Source organism: Phyllobacterium sp. 628, from assembly GCF_014189505.1.
GTDB lineage: Bacteria > Pseudomonadota > Alphaproteobacteria > Rhizobiales > Rhizobiaceae > Phyllobacterium.
In genome coordinates this window covers 157,517-174,248 of the sequence record NZ_CP050303.1, presented here as the reverse complement: position 1 = coordinate 174,248, position 16,732 = coordinate 157,517, and the positions used below count along the sequence as shown (strand labels likewise).

General features: G+C 56.2%; 16 protein-coding genes. 11 read left to right on the top strand and 5 right to left on the bottom strand.

What is annotated here, in order from left to right; genetic code table 11:
• Nucleotides 1-19 precede the first annotated feature (19 nt).
• Complete coding sequence (locus HB779_RS23405) at nt 20-1,000, top strand: mannonate dehydratase (RefSeq protein WP_188346784.1); 981 nt, start codon at nt 20-22, stop codon at nt 998-1,000.
• 42 nt (nt 1,001-1,042) lie between these two features.
• Nucleotides 1,043-1,963 (top strand): 5-dehydro-4-deoxyglucarate dehydratase, encoded by a 921-nt coding sequence (kdgD, locus tag HB779_RS23400; protein WP_188346783.1) that lies wholly within the window; start codon nt 1,043-1,045, stop codon nt 1,961-1,963.
• A 77-nt stretch (nt 1,964-2,040) separates the two neighbouring features.
• Here kdgD and HB779_RS23395 read toward each other — a convergent pair whose 3' ends face one another.
• Genes HB779_RS23395 through HB779_RS23385 form a run of 3 tightly spaced genes read right to left on the bottom strand, consistent with a single transcriptional unit; the run spans nt 2,041 to nt 4,328 of the window.
• Nucleotides 2,041-3,054: a hypothetical protein gene (locus HB779_RS23395; protein ID WP_188346782.1), complete on the bottom strand. Its 1,014-nt coding sequence runs from the start codon at nt 3,052-3,054 to the stop codon at nt 2,041-2,043.
• Nucleotides 3,051-3,410 (bottom strand): hypothetical protein, encoded by a 360-nt coding sequence (locus tag HB779_RS23390; protein WP_188346781.1) that lies wholly within the window; start codon nt 3,408-3,410, stop codon nt 3,051-3,053. Before HB779_RS23390 ends, HB779_RS23395 begins: the two co-directional genes overlap by 4 nt.
• A gap of 54 nt (nt 3,411-3,464) precedes the next feature.
• Nucleotides 3,465-4,328 carry a rhamnan synthesis F family protein gene (locus HB779_RS23385; RefSeq protein WP_188346780.1) on the bottom strand — a complete coding sequence of 288 codons (864 nt, stop codon included), beginning with the start codon at nt 4,326-4,328 and terminating at the stop codon, nt 3,465-3,467.
• Between the two features lie 117 nt (nt 4,329-4,445).
• Between HB779_RS23385 and HB779_RS23380 the strand changes: the two genes are divergently transcribed.
• The 4 genes from HB779_RS23380 to HB779_RS23365 all read left to right on the top strand — a co-directional run bounded on the left by HB779_RS23380 (nt 4,446) and on the right by HB779_RS23365 (nt 8,571).
• Nucleotides 4,446-4,610 carry a hypothetical protein gene (locus HB779_RS23380; protein ID WP_188346779.1) on the top strand — a complete coding sequence of 55 codons (165 nt, stop codon included), beginning with the start codon at nt 4,446-4,448 and terminating at the stop codon, nt 4,608-4,610.
• Nucleotides 4,611-5,308: 698 nt separating this feature from the next.
• Nucleotides 5,309-5,974: a response regulator transcription factor gene (locus HB779_RS23375; protein WP_188346778.1), complete on the top strand. Its 666-nt coding sequence runs from the start codon at nt 5,309-5,311 to the stop codon at nt 5,972-5,974.
• Nucleotides 5,971-7,338, top strand: a complete 1,368-nt coding sequence (locus HB779_RS23370; protein ID WP_188346777.1) for a HAMP domain-containing sensor histidine kinase — start codon at nt 5,971-5,973, stop codon at nt 7,336-7,338. Before HB779_RS23375 ends, HB779_RS23370 begins: the two co-directional genes overlap by 4 nt.
• Nucleotides 7,339-7,533: 195 nt before the next feature.
• Nucleotides 7,534-8,571 carry an ABC transporter ATP-binding protein gene (locus HB779_RS23365; RefSeq protein ID WP_188346776.1) on the top strand — a complete coding sequence of 346 codons (1,038 nt, stop codon included), beginning with the start codon at nt 7,534-7,536 and terminating at the stop codon, nt 8,569-8,571.
• Nucleotides 8,572-8,598: 27 nt separating this feature from the next.
• Here the strand turns inward: HB779_RS23365 and HB779_RS23360 are convergent, their stop codons facing one another.
• Together HB779_RS23360 and HB779_RS23355 are read right to left on the bottom strand one after the other, a co-directional pair.
• Nucleotides 8,599-10,350: an ABC transporter permease gene (locus tag HB779_RS23360; RefSeq protein ID WP_371823973.1), complete on the bottom strand. Its 1,752-nt coding sequence runs from the start codon at nt 10,348-10,350 to the stop codon at nt 8,599-8,601.
• 6 nt (nt 10,351-10,356) lie between these two features.
• Complete coding sequence (locus tag HB779_RS23355; protein ID WP_188346775.1) at nt 10,357-11,331, bottom strand: ABC transporter substrate-binding protein; 975 nt, start codon at nt 11,329-11,331, stop codon at nt 10,357-10,359.
• A gap of 322 nt (nt 11,332-11,653) precedes the next feature.
• On the opposite strand from HB779_RS23355, the gene HB779_RS23350 reads away from it, so the two are divergent.
• The 5 genes from HB779_RS23350 (at nt 11,654) to HB779_RS23330 (ending at nt 16,722) form a co-directional block, all read left to right on the top strand.
• On the top strand, nt 11,654-12,763 hold the full coding sequence (locus tag HB779_RS23350) for an ABC transporter ATP-binding protein (protein ID WP_188346774.1): 1,110 nt from the start codon (nt 11,654-11,656) through the stop codon (nt 12,761-12,763).
• A 75-nt stretch (nt 12,764-12,838) separates the two neighbouring features.
• The gene (locus HB779_RS23345) at nt 12,839-13,975 is read left to right on the top strand and encodes an extracellular solute-binding protein (protein ID WP_188346773.1); all 1,137 of its coding nucleotides are present in this window, start codon (nt 12,839-12,841) and stop codon (nt 13,973-13,975) included.
• 62 nt (nt 13,976-14,037) lie between these two features.
• Nucleotides 14,038-14,859 carry an ABC transporter permease gene (locus HB779_RS23340; protein ID WP_188346772.1) on the top strand — a complete coding sequence of 274 codons (822 nt, stop codon included), beginning with the start codon at nt 14,038-14,040 and terminating at the stop codon, nt 14,857-14,859.
• A complete protein-coding gene (locus tag HB779_RS23335) occupies nt 14,856-15,668 on the top strand; it encodes an ABC transporter permease (RefSeq protein WP_188346771.1) in 813 nt (270 codons plus the stop codon). The genes HB779_RS23340 and HB779_RS23335 overlap by 4 nt, the downstream gene beginning before the upstream one ends.
• Nucleotides 15,669-15,678: 10 nt before the next feature.
• Nucleotides 15,679-16,722: a LacI family DNA-binding transcriptional regulator gene (locus HB779_RS23330; protein ID WP_188346770.1), complete on the top strand. Its 1,044-nt coding sequence runs from the start codon at nt 15,679-15,681 to the stop codon at nt 16,720-16,722.
• Nucleotides 16,723-16,732: the final 10 nt, after the last annotated feature.

The window sequence follows — 16,732 nt, the reverse complement described above, 5'->3', positions numbered from 1 at the left end:
CTATTTGGAGGAAGCTGCGGTGTATTTGGGAACGCAGGTCGGTGCGCGGGATGACGATGATTACCGGGTTTTTGCCCAGCTCGGCGTGAAGCATATTTCTGCCGATCCGCCCGGCCGTCCGAAAGACTGGACACTGGAAGATTTGGAGCGCCATCGCGACAAGGTGGAGAGCTTCGGGCTGATCCTCGATATGGTTCAGCTGCCCCTGCCCTCGCAGCCAATCGAAAAGGCCTCTTACCCCGACATTCTGCTGGCCGGTCCTGACCGCGATCGCCAGATAGATGCTGTCTGCGGGATGATCGAAAATTGTGCCAAGGCGGGCATACCGGCGGCAAAATACAATCTCAACCTGATCGGTATTCCCCGTACGGAAATGGAACCCGGCCGTGGCGGATCGCGAAACGAAGCTTTCCGCTGGGATAAGGCAGATCAGGAGGCGGAGCCTGGTCTTGCTGGCGTGTTGTCGGAAGACGACAATTGGGAGCGGATCGATTATTTCCTCGAGCGGGTTGTGCCTGTCGCAGAGAGCAACCGGGTGCGCCTCGCCTGCCATCCGCACGATCCCTATACGCCGCCAGGCTACAGGGGTGTCACACGCGTTCTGGGCACTGTCGAGGGATTGAAAAAATTCGTGCTGATGCGTGAAAGCGCCTATCACGGCCTGAATTTCTGCCAGGGCTCCGTCGGTGAGATGCTTGACAATCCGCGGAAGGAAATCGGCGATATCATCCGCTGGTTCGGCACGCGGGGAAAACTTTTCAACGTGCATTACCGCAACATCAGCGGCGGCAAACTGTCCTTCATGGAAACCTTCCCGGATGAGGGCGACATGGACATGGTCGAGTCACTGAAGATCTACAAAGAGGTCGGATACAAATACATGGTTATGCCTGACCATGTACCGCACATCAGTGGCCGCGATCCGCAGGGCACCGCCTTTGCTTTCTGCTACGGCTACATTGCTGCCCTCATTCAAGCTCTCGAGACATCGCAGATTTGATGCGCAAGTCTCCTTCGAATGGTTCAACACAAAGGATTTCATATGGAACCGATAGAACTCAAGCAAGCGGTCGGCAGTGGCCTGCTCTCCTTTCCTGTCACGCATTTTGATGAGAATCTCAAATTCGACACGGCGGCCTATAGAAGCCACGTGGAGTGGTTGGCGGGCTATGACGCTTCGGTTCTGTTTGCCGCCGGCGGTACCGGCGAATTCTTTTCGCTGAGTCCGGCCGAGATCCCGGATGTCATCCGTGCTGCCAAAGCCTCAGCCGGTAAGACGCCCATCATTTCCGGCACCGGTTACGGCACGGCGCTGGCCATTGAAATTGCTAAGTCGGCTGAAAAGGCGGGTGCTGACGGCCTTTTGCTTTTGCCGCCATATCTGATGTTTGCTGAGCAGGCGGGCCTGATCGCCCATGTCAAGGCTGTGTGTCAATCGGTCGGCATCGGCGTCATCGTATATAATCGCGACAATGCTGTTCTTACGGCGGACAGTATCGCAAGACTGTGCGATGAATGCCCAAATCTGATCGGCTTCAAGGACGGCGTTGGCGATGTCGACAAGGTCATCGAGATCACCACGAAGATCAAGGAGAGGCTTGTCTATGTCGGCGGTATGCCGACCCACGAAGTCTACGCCCAGGCCTATTTCGCCGCAGGCGTTACAACCTATTCATCAGCGGTTTTCAATTTTGTGCCGGAACTCGCCCAACAATTCTATCAGGCGCTGCGAACCGGCGACCAGAAAACCACCGATCAGATTCTGAACAATTTCTTCTTCCCGTTTGTCGCTTTGCGCAACCGCAAGAAGGGCTATGCCGTGTCGATGATCAAGGCAGGCCTTAAAATCATTGGTCAGGATGCCGGACCCGTACGGCCACCGCTGACAGACCTGACGGCAGAAGAAATGAAACTGCTTGAGCAGTTGATACAGGCAAACAATCGGGCAAAAATTGCCGCGTGAAATCCATACCGGCAGAAGGCCTATGTCGGTCTTCTGCCGATAGTCCTGTGGACGATGATCATAAGCCTGCCCTGTCGTTACTTCTGCGATTTATAAAGGGCGCTTTTACCGAGGATGTAAGACATCATCCTCGAACCGAGGCAAAGTGGCGCGGTGACGGCCCATGACCTGCTTTCCCTGATCCGATCTAAGGTTTCCTGCAAAGATTGCGTTTGTCTGCAGTACCCTTCAATGGCTTCCTTCTGAACTTTAATATCATTGCGGAAAGTCAAATTTTCTTGCCGCAACGTTTCATTCTCCCACTGGGTAGCTTGTGAGTTTTCCGCGATCTCCGCACTAGATTTTCTTACTTTCTTTATCTCACGCCGAAGAGCGGTGTTGTCGAGATCCTCAAGCGCAGGATACTGGACCACAAATTTCCCGGTGCGCTCTGACTTGTCAGGCGTGGATATTTCCGCATTTATCCTCACCTTGTCCCGGTCAAAAACCACGCGATGAGCATTCACGGCTGTGGGGTACGCAATGGATGAGGGCAAGCAATCATTCAGCGTGGAAAACAAATATGCCGGGTCTTCGGCAAATAACGGAAAAGCCAGCAAATAGACCGGAATCTGGGCTTGTGTTAAACGCTCGATGAGGTGATGAAACCCTACCGCGAGCAAGCGGGCCTGATCCAGTGGATTGAGCGAATAGATCGTTCCACCGGGTGTTGTTCCCCATGTTTCCCAGGACTTGCTCTCATCCGCGAGCAATGTGTGCGCGCGATGGATATGCTGCAGCTCCAGAACGGTCCGGCTGCTCGCCGCCTCCATCAAATTGCGAACCGGTATTATGACGCCGTCAATGGTGATATCGGGGTGTGCAAGAACTTCGTCGACAAATTCATGAAGCCAGGGTGATTTCACCACATAGGGGAGCCCTGCACCACCATGCAAAACTAGGTCCTTAAGACCGGCTTGAGCATCTTCATCCCAAAATACGGCGCCGTCAGAGGTGGTGACATGCGTATTTAAGCCAAGCTCGGCAAGATATTTGACAAGGACGCTTGTTCCGGCGCGTCCCGTTCCGGCTATGAGGAGGTGATGTTTCATTTAATGTCTTCGATCTGTTCGAGGACACTGCCGTTGTCCGCCAACTGAAGTACAACATAATGCATAGCTCCTTTGCGCCGTGCACCCAGCCTGTTTGAGTCAGGCAACCAACGTCTTGCTCTGCAACGTTCAGGAAATTTTCCCAACAGGTATAAAGGCCATTCAGGCCATTCTCTCCGTATCTTGACCCAATCACCATCGCGGCATGCGTTCAGAAAGGACAGTCCATTTGAACCGCCATGGTCAAGCGCAAAACCGATGGCTATTTTCAGGATTTCGTTGTTGTAGTTCGCTATTCTTGCTTGAGCGTCTCTTTTGGAGCGGCGCTTACTTTTGAAACCGTATAGCTGTCTCATAAAATTGGTATCCAACGGGATATGGGGCTTGGGCGGAAGGCGATGATGCGCCATCTAGATAATGCCTCTGTTGAACAGCAGGCGTTTCAGGATCGGAAGATGGTCACCCGGGCCCTTCTTTCGCATGTCGGTCAGTATTTCGTTGATGTGCATTTTTTCACCGGCATCGATCAAATGCTGCTCGATCTCGTAAATGCCAAACTGCAACCGGTAAAACAGATCGCGCTTCATCAGGGGACATTGCAGAAACTTGTTGTAGAGAAAGCCGCCGGTGTGGATTTGCGAGCGCACCGTCACCTGACCGCAAAACTCGTCAATCAAAGCGGATCTTGGAATATTCTTGAAGTCTTCCGCCGGGATGCGCAGTCCCTTGGGCAGACATGAATTCATCGACATCAGGCTCTCCGCCGGCAAGTCATTCAAACCGGCGCGCAACTTGTTCGGATTGTAAATCGTCTCGATCGAACGCGCGACGGGAACCATAGCCCGGGAGAGCCCGACCTCTCCCCGATTGATGGCCCACAACCGGGAATTGACCGGAAGATAGTCCAGCCAGAACTGGACGAACTTATCACTGTTGAAGACATGGCTGCTGACTGAAAAACAGAACGACTGGATGTGATAGTGAAATTCCCAGTTTTCGAATGAGCCGACGATATCGCTGTCGGAATCCGACAGTCTTCTCATAAGCTCAGAGAGCCCTTCTTTGAAGAAATAGACACTGTCATTAAGGTATATCGCGCGTTCAGGAGCTGCTATCCGGCGCAGAAATAACGTTGCATCCCGATACCCGCCGATATCGAAACCAGTATTGTCTCTTATCAGAACATGTGCGGACTGCGCCTTGAGTTCAGCCAGCCGATCTTCATCTAGGGAGTGATTGACGACGGCGACGACGTTGATTCCGTTCTCGCTCAATGCAGCAAGTGCATTCCTGACATACCATGGCAAGCCATTGGGTTGCCATATCAAGAAGATCGCATATTTGCCGCTAGGAAAGGCTAGATCACCACGATGCGCCTCAAGGATCGTTGCATGGCTGCTGAATTTGCGGCGGAGTTTTGCACTGAAAACGCGAGAGTCATGGTAAAAAAGCTTGGCGATCCTTATGAGTATGAGGGCCGCAAGACGACGACTGAGCCTAAGCATTGTTTGTTACGCCTATTCTTGATCAATGATACTGACGGTTGGGCTTGCTGAGGCTCTCCGTGCTTCGCGGACTGCAAGCGGAAGCGGAGATGTGATTGAATTGGTGATAATCGTGGACACTCCTCACAATGCTGAACGCAGCTTTTGGCAATAGGAAGCATGCCTAGCAGGGTCTGGCTGACAGGCCCGTGATGAACGTGTCAGCGAATTGTCAGCTTTGAGAAGGCATAATGGCCATCATGGAGATCTTACTGAAACCCCGGCTCATTTTGCTGACGGCCTTTTTCCTGTTGTCACTGACATCTGCATCTCTGGCACAAGGGCCGGGAGGCGGGGGGCCAGGAGGCGGACCGGGAGGTGGGCCCGGCGGCGGCCCTGGACATGGACCGCAAGGCGAGCGGCCAGGTGGTGGCCCGGGAGGTGTTGAAGCCGGTCCTCCAGGACCGGGCGCAGGGCTCCATGATGACAAAGGTCGCTCTGGCGGACGGGGATCGCGCCTAATTCTTCCCTGGACAGGTCAGCAGGATCAGGATGAGGCCCTCGATGCGGTTCGCTCAAACAGAGCGCTCCCACTGGAAAAAATCGTTGCCGCAGCAAGACGTTATACCCGCGGTCAAATTATCGATGCGAAGCTTGCGCGTGTTGACGGGACATTGCTTTATCGTCTTAAAATTCTGGAAGATGAGGGTTTTGTGCGGCAGTATGATTTCAATGCTCAAACCGGCCAGTTGGCCCAGCCCTGATACACCATGCGTATTCTTGTCGTAGAAGATGATCAGCGTATTGCCAATTCACTCAGCACCGCACTTGCCGCTGCGGGTTTCGTTGTGGAAACGGAACAGGATGGCGAGAATGCTTGGCATCGGGGTGATACGGAAACATTCGATACGATTTTGCTTGATCTTGGTTTGCCCTCTCTCGATGGCCTGACAATCCTCAAGCGCTGGCGCAAAGCCGGCCGGACATCCCCGGTCCTTATCCTTACTGCCCGCGGGAATTGGGATGAACGCGTGGAGGGCATCGAAGCTGGCGCCGATGATTATGTGATAAAACCATTTCGTATGGAGGAAGTCATTGCCCGTGTCAGAGCGATTATTCGCCGTACACACGGCTTTGCTTCTTCACGCATCGATATCGGCGATTTTGTTCTCGACACCAGGATCAAACAAATTACACGGCATGGCGTTCCGGTCAATTTGACACCGCAGGAATATCGCCTTGTCGCGTTTCTTGCCCATCAACGTGGACGCGTCGTCTCGCGGGCCGAGATAACCGAACATCTCTATTCTCAGGATTTTGAACGCGATTCCAATTCCATTGAAGTTCTGGTTGGACGGGTGAGGCGGCGTTTGGGGAATGATTTCATCAGAACACGTCGAGGCTACGGCTATTCGCTGGGTGGAGACCCCGTTTGAGAACGCACTCCTTAAGACTGCGCCTATTTCTGGGCGCCGCATTGTGGGTATCGCTTGCGTTGCTCGTCGCGGGCTTGTTGATCGGCTATCTCTTTACAAAAAGTGCGGAACAATCGGCCCGAACGGAACTGTCGGCCGGTCTCTCGAGGCTGATATCCCTTATCGATCCGGCGGCTGTACAGCCGGATATGGTTTCGCAATCCCTCTTCGATCCGCGATACAGCATCCCCCTGAGCGGGGTCTACTGGCAGATAGAAAATGTAACGGATCAGCAGATGTTCCGGTCCCGCTCACTATGGGATTTTGTGCTCGAGTCGAAAATTCCATCTGATGGTCGCGAGGATTTCAGAAGCATCAAAGGTCCGGACGGGCAGGTTTTGTCGTCATTGTCCCTCTCCACCAACTTTGTCACGACTGCCGGTGAAAAGAAATATCGCATCGTGATTGCTCAGGACCGTGCCATCCTGAACCAGTCCATTACCCGCTTTGCCAGGGAACTAACCATTGCGCTGGTTATACTTGGATTGGCGCTGGTTTCTGCGGCCTGGCTTCAGGTTCGCGTCGGGTTGAACCCGCTGCGAAAATTGCGCAAGGATCTTGAAGCAATCCGGCATGGGTCGTCCGATAGCGTCGCTGGGAACTATCCCTCGGAAGTCCTGCCTCTGATTGGCGAGGTCAATGAATTGCTGGCGTCACAGCAAAAGTCGCTTGAGTTTGCCCGTGCGCGCGCCGCTGATCTTGCCCATGGGTTGAAAACACCTTTGTCTGTTCTGGCTTCCATCGCGTATGGATTACGTCAGAAAGGCGAAACGGAAAACGCAGATCTCATAGATCAGCTGACCAGCGAAATGGATGGCCGAATTGATTATCAGCTTCGCCTGGCACGTTTACGGCACCGGCCAGTCAGCCATGTTCTTCATGCGTCACTGACAGACGTTTTAAGCCGTACCGTGGCGGTTCTCAAGAGAACACCTGATGGTGAATCGCTCAAATGGAATGTCGATATCGGCGACAAACTTTTCATTGATATCGACCAGAATGACTTGATTGAATTGGTCGGGGTGCTGTTGGAAAATGCCGCAAAGTGGGCCAGGTCGTCAGTAGAGGTTTCTGCAAAGCAGAAAGGAGACAATGCTGAACTATCAATAAGCGAAGATGGCCCGGGCCTCAGTCAGGCCGCCCTTCAGAAAGTCGGGACCCGCGGCCAAAGATTTGATGAAACACACTCCGGTTCGGGACTCGGCCTTGCCATTGCTTTCGAGATTATCGCGCTGAACAAGGGGACCATGACCTTTAAGAGCAGCCCGAATGGCGGCGTACTCGTTATAGCAACTTTACCTCTTGCCGCTGTGTCGCAGGATTAATTCCGGTTCCCACCGTGTTTATGAAGATGGTGAGACCCTATAGATAGATATGTGAAGGCAACCCCGCACCTCAGCGATCCGTCACATCGTTGTAACGGGTTTGGCGCATAGGCGGAGGAGAGTTTGACGCATCTCACTCTCGCAAGGCGGCTTGCATCCGCTGGCAAAGATCACAAAGCATTGTAAAAGTGGCGCATGACTGACATTCACATTCAGAACCTGACCAAGCGTTTTGGCGAGACAATTGCTCTCAACAATATCTCCATCGATTTTCCTGCGGGCTCGTTCACCTCGCTGCTGGGGCCATCCGGTTGCGGCAAGACCACTCTGCTGCGTCTGATTGCCGGGTTTGAAGCGCCCGACAATGGCGCCATCAAATTTGACGAAGAGCTGATCGCCGATGCGCACCGCCAGAAGACGCCGGAAGAGCGCGGTGTCGGTGTCGTCTTCCAGTCCTATGCACTGTGGCCGCATATGAATGCTGCAGAGAATGTCGCCTATCCCCTGAAGACCCGTAAGGTCGCCAAAGCCGAGATCGCAAGCCGCGTCGAAACTGTGCTGGACAGCGTCAGCCTTGGCGGTTTTGCCAATCGCCGGATTGAGGAACTGTCTGGCGGGCAGCGCCAGCGTGTGGCTCTCGCCCGCTGTCTGGTGGCCGATGCGAAAATCATTCTCTTCGATGAGCCGCTCGCCAATCTCGATATGCATTTGCGCGCTTCGATGATCGAGGCTTTTCGCGACATTCACCGGCGTACCCGTGCCACTATTGTCTATGTCACGCATGATCAGTCGGAAGCGCTGGCGCTGTCGGACCGTATCGCCGTCATGCATGCGGGCAACATTCTGCAGATCGCCCCGCCGGTCGATGTCTACCATTCGCCCGCTGATCAGCGTGTTGCCGGTTTCATCGGGCGCGGCACGCCGGTTTCCGGCACAGTGGTTGAACGGCACGCAGCTTCAGCGCTGGTGGATGTGGGCGGTTATCGCCTTTCGGCCCGGGGCGTGGTCAATGGCTCGAGCCATGTGCAATTGCTGCTGCGCCCGGAAGCCCTCAGCCTTGCCGACAAGGGGCTTCCCGCGAAAGTACAGGACAGCACCTATCGCGGCGCGATCTATGAAACACGGCTGAAACTGCCAAATGGTGAGCGCCTGACGCTCGACAGTGCCGCCGCATTGCCCGCAGGCACGACGGTACATATCGCCGTAACGGATGCCTGGATTATTCCGGACTGATCCAGAGCTTTCCTGTTCAAGCAGGCTCTAACGCCACGGCAAAACGCCGGGTGGCAGTTTTCTGCCAAGCCGGTCTAGGACGCCGAGCAGGGCAACGACGATGACAATCGTGGTCACGGCAATGGCCGCCGCATGGGTGCCAAGCCCCGCCTCTTCCAGACTGAACAGAACCACGCCCAGCGTTTCATGGCCACTTGACCAGAGAAGCGCTGAAACCGTCAATTCGTTGAAGGCGCTCATGAAAACCAGCAATGCACCGGCAATAGCGGCAGGCGCTGTCAACGGTCCGGTGATAGTCAACAACCGGCGCATTGGTCCGGCTCCGGATACGGCGGCAGCTTCATTGAGATCGCGCGACAACTGACCAATGGCCGTCGTGACAGGTTTCATTGCCAGGGCAAAGAAGCGCATGAGATAGGCGGCAAGAATAATCCAGGCTGTGCCATAGAGACTGCCGATCAACGGCAGCGGCCGCAGAAACAACAGTATGCAGGCAATGGCCAGCACAATGCCCGGCAAGGCATAGGGCAATTCGATGGCGCCGTGCAATATCCGTTGCGACAGGCGGGAGAAACGTTCGAGCCCGACGGCAACCGGAATGGAGCCGATGGCGAGGATCAGCGCTGCGCTGCCTGCCAGGGTTGCGGAATTCCAGAAAGCGCGGCTGGTCGAGGCTTGCCGGAACAGCACTTCCTCGAAATTGGCAAAGGTCAGGGTTGACCAGTTGAGGGGTACGCCGAATGAAGGGATCAGCGCAGTTGTGACCAGTGCCAGTACCGGCAGGATCAGCATAAATAGAATGGCGACCCAGCCAAGAATTGCCAGCGGCAGCCGGTACCCGCCAAGCGTGAACCGCGCCGGTATCCCGGCGGTGAAACGGTGGCTGACTTTCTTCAATGCCAGCCCTTGCAGAAGAACGCCAAGCAAAGCCAGCAAGGCAATCAGCACAGACAGCGCAGCTACCTGCGGCAGGACACTGGGGCCGAAACTGGCGATGCGCTGGTAGATCAGGGTGGTAAGCGTGAGATAATTGACCGGCATGCCGAGCAAGGCGGGAATGCCGAAATTGCCGACGCCGGAGACAAAGGCCAGCGCCGTTGCTGCAACCAGATGGGGCCGCACCATGGGCAAGACGATGGTCATCAGCACATGTAGCGGCGAAGAGCCGGACGAACGGGCAGCTTCGACCAGATCGCGCGGAACACGGGTGAGCCCGGCGCGCAGCGTGATGAAGACGATGGGGGCATGCTGGATCGCGTAAAGCAGGATAATGCCGTTGCGCCCCAGCAGGGGATTGGTGGTGCCGGGCGGTGGTGCAAGGCCGAATGCGCCGAGCAGGGTGCTCGATGGTCCGAACAGATGCAGCCACGACAGCGCCATGACTTGCGGCGCGATCATCAATGGCAGCAGCAGCAGAAAACCGAGGGTCTTGCGTCCCGGCAAATCGGTCATGGCGATACCGATGGCAAACGGTGCGCCGACCAAAAGCGCCAGCAGGGCACCGAAGAAAGCCGTTACCAGCGTGTTCAGTGTAGCCCGCATCACGGAGGCGCTGGAAAGCCGCTCCGCCATGGCGCCCAGATCAATTTCGCCGCCGGGCGCAATGGCTGTGACCAGCAACCGCAGCATAGGCAGGAAACTCAGGACAAAGATGATGGCCAGAACCAGCACAGCCGACAATCCGCCGTCCTGCCTGAAATAGCGCCAAACCCTGTAAAGGCGTGAGCCCGCACGGGTGGATGCGGGCCCGGCACTGGCTATGGAATGCGTGACTGCCAAGACGGCTTACTGTCCCATGACTTCGCTGAATTTCTCTTTGTTTTTCGTCTCGTTGGCGAGCGCGCCAGCCGCGTCAAATTTCATGACCTTGATCGACGCACGATCCGGGTAGCCGGCAGGCAGGGCAACATCGGCGCTTGCCGGGATATAGCCCATCTTGGCGGCGAGTTCCTGACCGTCCTTCGAGAGGAGGAAGTCGATGAAAGCTTTGGCTGCTTCAGGATTTTTTGCGGTGGAGAGGATGCCGGCAGGTTCGGTCACAGCAGAAACGCCTTCTTTCGGGAAGACGAATTCAACCGGTGCACCCTTGGCCTTCTCGCGGATCGGCATGTAGTCGACGATCATGCCGTACAGCTTGTCGCCGCCGCTGACGGCTTTGAGAATATCGCCGTTGCCGCCCGCCGCCTGCGCACCATTCTTGGCAAGCTCGGCGTAATAATCCCAACCCTGCTTGAGATTTTCAGTCAGCGTCACTGTGTGGATAAGCGCTGCACCTGAAGTCAGCGGGCTTGGCATGGTGACCAGTCCCTTGGCTTCCGGCTTCGCAAGATCGGCCCAGCTTGTCGGGACGAACGGCGCCTTGGTGTTGTAGACAATGCCTGTTGTGATCAGCTTGGTGGAAAAATAAGTGCCGTCCTTATCAACCAGGGCGGCGTCGATACCGGATGTCTTGGCATCCTTGAAAGGCAGCAGGCGGCCTTCCTTTTTCAAGCCTTCCATGGTGACCACGTCAGCGATCAGCAGCACGTCCGGCTGCGGCTGACCAGCTTCAATCTCTGCACGCAGTTTGGCAATGATCTTCGGCGTTCCGTCGCGCACCCATTCCACCTTGATACCCGGATTCTTTGCCATGAAAGCGTCGGCGGTCTGCTGCGCGTCCGTGTTGGGCTGGCTGGTATAAAGCACCAGTTTGCCATCGGCAGCGAAGACTGGCTGCAGGCCAGCGGCAAGCAAGATGGAAGCTGCGAGAAGTCGGCGCATGATAACCCCTTTTTGTCTGGACGAGACGGGCCCGCTCTGGTTTGGCGGGCTCACAATGATCGGTTACCCCTATACAAGCCGAATAACGGTTCTATGACACCATACAAAAGTTGCAGGACTTGGTCGAGTTTTCCATTGGCTGACGCCAGCAAATTGTATTGGCCTTCCGGCAATGGCACTGATCGATATGCCTCCTGAATTTCATGTTTTCACGCCGTGAATTGGTTGCGTGAAACCTGTCAAAATTTTTCACTTGTCATCCCGTTGTTATAAACAGACAGTACAAAGAAAAAAATTGCACAGCTGCGCAATGGGATGGAAAATGAACGATCAGGCCTTTCTCAAGGTCGAGAGGATGAGCGTCGGCTATGGCTCGACGACGGTTCTCGACAATCTGGACCTCGCAATTCACAAGGGTGAATTCGTCGCGCTTCTCGGCTCGTCCGGTTGTGGCAAGACCACGCTGTTGCGTACGATCGCCGGTTTTTCCAAGCCCTTCAATGGGTCCATCCACGTGGCGAACCGCGATGTCACGCAAATGCCGCCGGATAAACGCGGTATGGCACTGGTATTCCAGTCCTATGCTTTGTGGCCGCACATGACCGTGGCGCAGAATATCGGCTATGGGCTGAAGCTGCAGAAGCGCTCGAAAGATGTCATCGATGCGCGCGTCAACGAGATGCAAAACCTGCTCGGCCTGGGCGGCCTTGGTGCCCGTAAGCCGGCGCAGCTTTCCGGCGGGCAGCGTCAGCGCGTCGCGCTTGGCCGGGCATTGGCAATCGATCCTGAGATTCTGCTGCTGGATGAGCCTTTGTCCAATCTGGATGCGCGTATCCGCCTGACGGTACGCCATGAAATCCGCTCGCTGCAGAAGCGACTTGGCATCACCGCCATTCACGTCACCCATGACCGCGAGGAAGCCATGGTGATGGCTGACCGCATCGTCATCATGAATGCTGGGCGCATTGAACAGCAGGGCACCCCGGAAGAAGTCTATAACAAGCCCGCCTCGCCTTTCGTCGCGGCGTTCATGGGCGCGGAAAATCTTCTGTCCATGCAGGCACGCGTCAATGGCGACCAGATCGAACTGGCGGAGGGAGCATTCAATCCTTCGACGGTCACGGCCCGCTCCGGCCGTTCGCTTGCCAGCGGCCCGGTGCAATTGCGCTTCCGTGCGGAAGCCGCGCGTCTCGCCGGCAGCCGCGATACAGCCTCTGCCGAACCGGGTTCACTCGAATTGCGCGGACAGATCGCCAGCGTGAGCTATCCCGGCGGTCATTGGCGCCATGCGGTGCGGCTCGGCACGGACGAGATCCTTGTCGATGCGGACACCGCCTTTGCCGAAGGCGAAACGGTCAAGGTGCGTATCCCCGCGCAATCACTGTTCATTTTCAACGCGCCGCAGGGTTCTGCGGCTGCGCCTGCCCATTGAGGACAGAAGGTCAGAACAACTGGCCGCTGCCCCATAGACTGCCAAACAAACATCCATGCTCAACGGGAGTTCACGATGAAAACGTTTCTACAGGCTTCTCTTATCCTCGGGCTGGCGGCAACACCTGCCGCAGCCGGTGATCTCACAGTGTTGACCGCTGGCGACCAGAACATGGTCGATTATGTCAACGATTACCTCGCACCGATCTTCGAAAAGGAAAATCCGGGTACGAAGGTCCGCGTTGTCGGCACAGGCCCCGGCGATGCCGGTTCGCAGAAGATCGTCGAGCGTTTCGATGCGCAGTCTAAGGCCAATGTCGAAAAGTGGGACGCGGACGTAGCCGTGGTTCATGAAAAGTTCGCCGGTCCAATGGTCAAGGACGGTTATCTCGAATCCTACCGCACGAAGATCCCATCTGGCGCCTTGGTCACCAGCGATAAGGCAAAGATGGCGCTTGGCTCCAATGTTGACGGCTATGTCATGCCGATGTTTTCCAGCCAGACTGCTATCGCTTACAATCCGGCTCTGGTTCCCAATCCGCTAAAGACATATGAAGAGCTGGTCGCCTGGGCCAAGCAGAACCCCAAACAGTTCGGCTATAACGGCATCAAGGGCGGTGCATCGGGTGTGAGCTTCGTCATGGGCTGGATCTATGCTTTCGGCGACGGCGATGCCAAGACGCTGATGAATGGTCCGTTCGAGGAATCAGAAACCAAGAAGTGGGACAAGGCTTTTGCGGGTCTGAAGGATTTCACCACCAATGCGACGCTGACACCCGGCAATGCCGGCACGCTCGACATGCTGAGCCGCGGCGAGATCGCCATGGGTCCGGTCTGGGTTGATATGTTCTATTCGTGGAAAGCCGATGGCAAGCTGCCGCCCGAAATGAAGCTGTTCCTCCCGGCTCCTGGTATGCCTGGCCAGCCGATGCACTATGTCATTCCGGCCAAGAGCCCGAACACGGCGCTGGCCGAGAAGTTCGTCGCTCTTGCCACCAGCCCGAAAGTTCAGGCGGAAGGCATCGTCAAGCGCTTCAACTGGTATCCCGGTATTGACGTGAAATATGTGCAGCCGGAACTCGACAAGGCCAGCTGGGACAAGCTCTTTGTCGATATCTCCCCGGAAGATCTGGCCACCAAGGCCAAGCCCTTCCCGATTGCCAAATACAATTCGGCAATTCTCGAAGCATATGAGCGCAATGTAGCCAACTAATAGCCGAGTAGCGGGATCACCGGTTCAGGCCGGTGGTCCCTCCCCTCTTCTGGAATATCCCGATGCAAAAACGCCTTCTCGCTATTCTTCTCGTCATCCCCGCACTGGTGATGATCGTGCTGTTTTTCATCGTGCCGCTTGGCGCGTCGGTTGTGGGTGCCTTTGTCGTCGGCGACACCTACGGCCTCGGGAATTTTTCCAAATCCTTCGAACTCTATTCCAGCGACATGATTTTCACGCTGCTGATCGTTGGCGTCTCCACCCTGCTGATCGGCCTTTTCTCGATTGCCATTGGCGGCTATCTCACGCTTGGCGAAAATCAGCGCGCCGTCGCCGTGCTGCGCTGGCTCTATCGCTGGCCCATGTTCATTCCATTCATCGTTGTCGGTCAGATCCTGCGCACGTTTCTCGCCAAGAACGGCCTGATGAATAATATTCTTGTCAGCCTTGGCGTGCTGACCCCGCTGCAGACGGTCGGCTTTCTCGACTGGCGCGGCATTGTCATCGCTTTTGTCTGGAAGCAAACGCCTTTTGTAACGCTGCTGGTCGCCGGTGCGATGGCTTCGCTTGACCGCAGCACCATCGAGGCCGCGCGCAATCTCGGTGCCTCGCGCCTGCGCATCCTCATTGAGATTGTCCTGCCGCAGATCACCGGCACATTGCTCGTCGGTCTCATCCTGTCGTTCGTCACCATGATGTCGGTACTGTCGGTGCCGTTGATGATCAACGCCCAGTCTCCCACCATGCTGACGGCCGACATCGCCTTCCGCATCAATGCCCATGGCGATTACGGCGTTGCCAATGCGCTTGGCATGATTTCGCTGCTGCTGACTGCCGGTGTTGCGCTCATCTATCTGCGCCAGTCGGTAAAGGATCGCTCATGATGGCCCGGATCGATCTGTGGTGGCTGCCGCGCGCCCTTGTTCTGGGCCTGCTCGCCTTTGTCATTTTCGGCCCATTGACCAACCTGTTGCTGTGGACCGTGGCGGAGAAATGGTATTTTCCGCACATGCTGCCGCTGGAATACGGTTTCAGCTTCTGGCAGCGCGTGTTCTCACCGCGCGGCAATGCAATGGAATCGCTGATGACCAGCATTATCGTCGCTGTGCTGACGGTGATCCTCGCATTGGCGCTGGCGGTTCCTGCCGGTTATGCCCTGTCGCGTCTGAAACTGCCGTTCCGCAGCCTGATCCTTCTGGCATTCCTCATTCCGCAGGCATTTCCCAACCTGCCGGTCTATGTGAACATTGCCCGCTTCTTTTATCAGATTGGCCTGAACGGCACGATTTTGGGCGTGGTTCTCGTTCACGTCACCCACGGTCTCGTCTATGCGGTGTGGATCGCCACGGCCGCCTTCTCGTCCGTCGATATTGATCTGGAAGAAGCCGCACGTTCCATTGGTGCCGGTCCCTTGCGGGCTTTCCGTGATATCACGCTGCCCCTGGCCGCGCCGGGGCTGCTCGCCAGTGCAATTTTCGTCTTTCTGGAATCGCTGGATGAATTCACCGGCAGCTATTTTGTCGGCGCGCCCGATGTGAACACTTTGCCGCTGCTGCTGTACACGGCCGGGTCGGGTGGCAACTATCAGATTGCGTCCATCACCGCGCTCCTGCTACTCATCCCCTCTATTGGCTTTATGCTGGTGGTGGAGCGATTCTTGCGCGCCGATGTGCTGTCCAAGGTCGGGCACTAGAGGAAAGAGCATGAATTCGAAGGGCGATAAACCATCGAAGAAAACCCAGCACTATGTCAGTGCTGTGGAGGTGGCGAAGAAGGCTGGCGTTTCGCGCTCGGCGGTGTCGCGGGCATTTACCCCCGGTGCCAGCGTTTCAGCGAAGAAACGCGAGAAGATCATGGTGGCGGCGGAAGAGCTTGGCTATCAGGTCAATGATCTGGCGCGCGGATTGCTGGCGCGGACCAGCCGTCTTGTCGGTCTGGTCGTCACCAATCCGGAACTCGGCTACCGCTCGCATCTGGTTGCGGCCTTGACCAAGGCGCTGATCCATCGCGGCAGCGTCCCCATCGTCATCAATACCGGCCATACGGAAGAAGAGCTGGTCGCAGCTCAGAAAACCCTGTTCGGTTACCGTGCCGAAGCGACGATCATCCTCTCCGGTTCGCCCCCCTCCTCCTTCGTTGAGCTTGCCCGCCGCAATGGCCAGCCGCTGATCGTGCTTGGCCGTTCGGAGACGGGTGCCGATGACGTCAACATTGATAATGAAGGCGCTGGCCGTGAGGCAGCCCGGTTTTTCCTCGCCGACGGTCTCAAACGTCTGGCTTTTGCCGGGGCCCTTTCCCGTACCCCCACCACGATCGAGCGCGAGAGTGGCTTTTGCCGGGAAGCTGCATCGCACGGCGTGAACGTTGTCATCGGTCATGGCGACAACTCCAATTATGCGGGCGGACAGGAAGCGGCCCGCCAATTGTTCTCGGGCAGAGAGCGGCCGCAGGCGGTGTTCTGCGCCAATGATCTCGTTGCCTTCGGCCTTATCGACTATGTCAGACGCCACACCCAGCTTTCGATCCCGGATGACCTCGCCATCATCGGTTTTGACGATATTCCGGAGGCGGCATGGGATACTTACAATCTGACAACGTTCCGGCAGGATCCGGCAGTCATGGCTGCCCATGCAGTGGCGCTTCTCGACCGGCGGCAGGCCGAGCTTGAACATGCGCCCATGCATGACCGCTTGAGCACGAGCATTGTCCTGCGTGGCAGCACCCGTGCGTTGAAAAACAATTCCTGATTACCAACAG

Coding starts and splice junctions, on each gene's coding strand:
- HB779_RS23330 (WP_188346770.1), top strand. CDS start 15,679: ATGAATTCGAAGGGCGATAAACCATCGAAGAAAACCCAGCACTATGTC.
- HB779_RS23380 (WP_188346779.1), top strand. CDS start 4,446: ATGGCTGCTGAATTTGCGGCGGAGTTTTGCACTGAAAACGCGAGAGTC.
- HB779_RS23355 (WP_188346775.1), bottom strand. CDS start 11,331: ATGCGCCGACTTCTCGCAGCTTCCATCTTGCTTGCCGCTGGCCTGCAG.
- kdgD (WP_188346783.1), top strand. CDS start 1,043: ATGGAACCGATAGAACTCAAGCAAGCGGTCGGCAGTGGCCTGCTCTCC.
- HB779_RS23365 (WP_188346776.1), top strand. CDS start 7,534: ATGACTGACATTCACATTCAGAACCTGACCAAGCGTTTTGGCGAGACA.
- HB779_RS23340 (WP_188346772.1), top strand. CDS start 14,038: ATGCAAAAACGCCTTCTCGCTATTCTTCTCGTCATCCCCGCACTGGTG.
- HB779_RS23375 (WP_188346778.1), top strand. CDS start 5,309: ATGCGTATTCTTGTCGTAGAAGATGATCAGCGTATTGCCAATTCACTC.
- HB779_RS23390 (WP_188346781.1), bottom strand. CDS start 3,410: ATGAGACAGCTATACGGTTTCAAAAGTAAGCGCCGCTCCAAAAGAGAC.
- HB779_RS23350 (WP_188346774.1), top strand. CDS start 11,654: ATGAACGATCAGGCCTTTCTCAAGGTCGAGAGGATGAGCGTCGGCTAT.
- HB779_RS23345 (WP_188346773.1), top strand. CDS start 12,839: ATGAAAACGTTTCTACAGGCTTCTCTTATCCTCGGGCTGGCGGCAACA.
- HB779_RS23395 (WP_188346782.1), bottom strand. CDS start 3,054: ATGAAACATCACCTCCTCATAGCCGGAACGGGACGCGCCGGAACAAGC.
- HB779_RS23335 (WP_188346771.1), top strand. CDS start 14,856: ATGATGGCCCGGATCGATCTGTGGTGGCTGCCGCGCGCCCTTGTTCTG.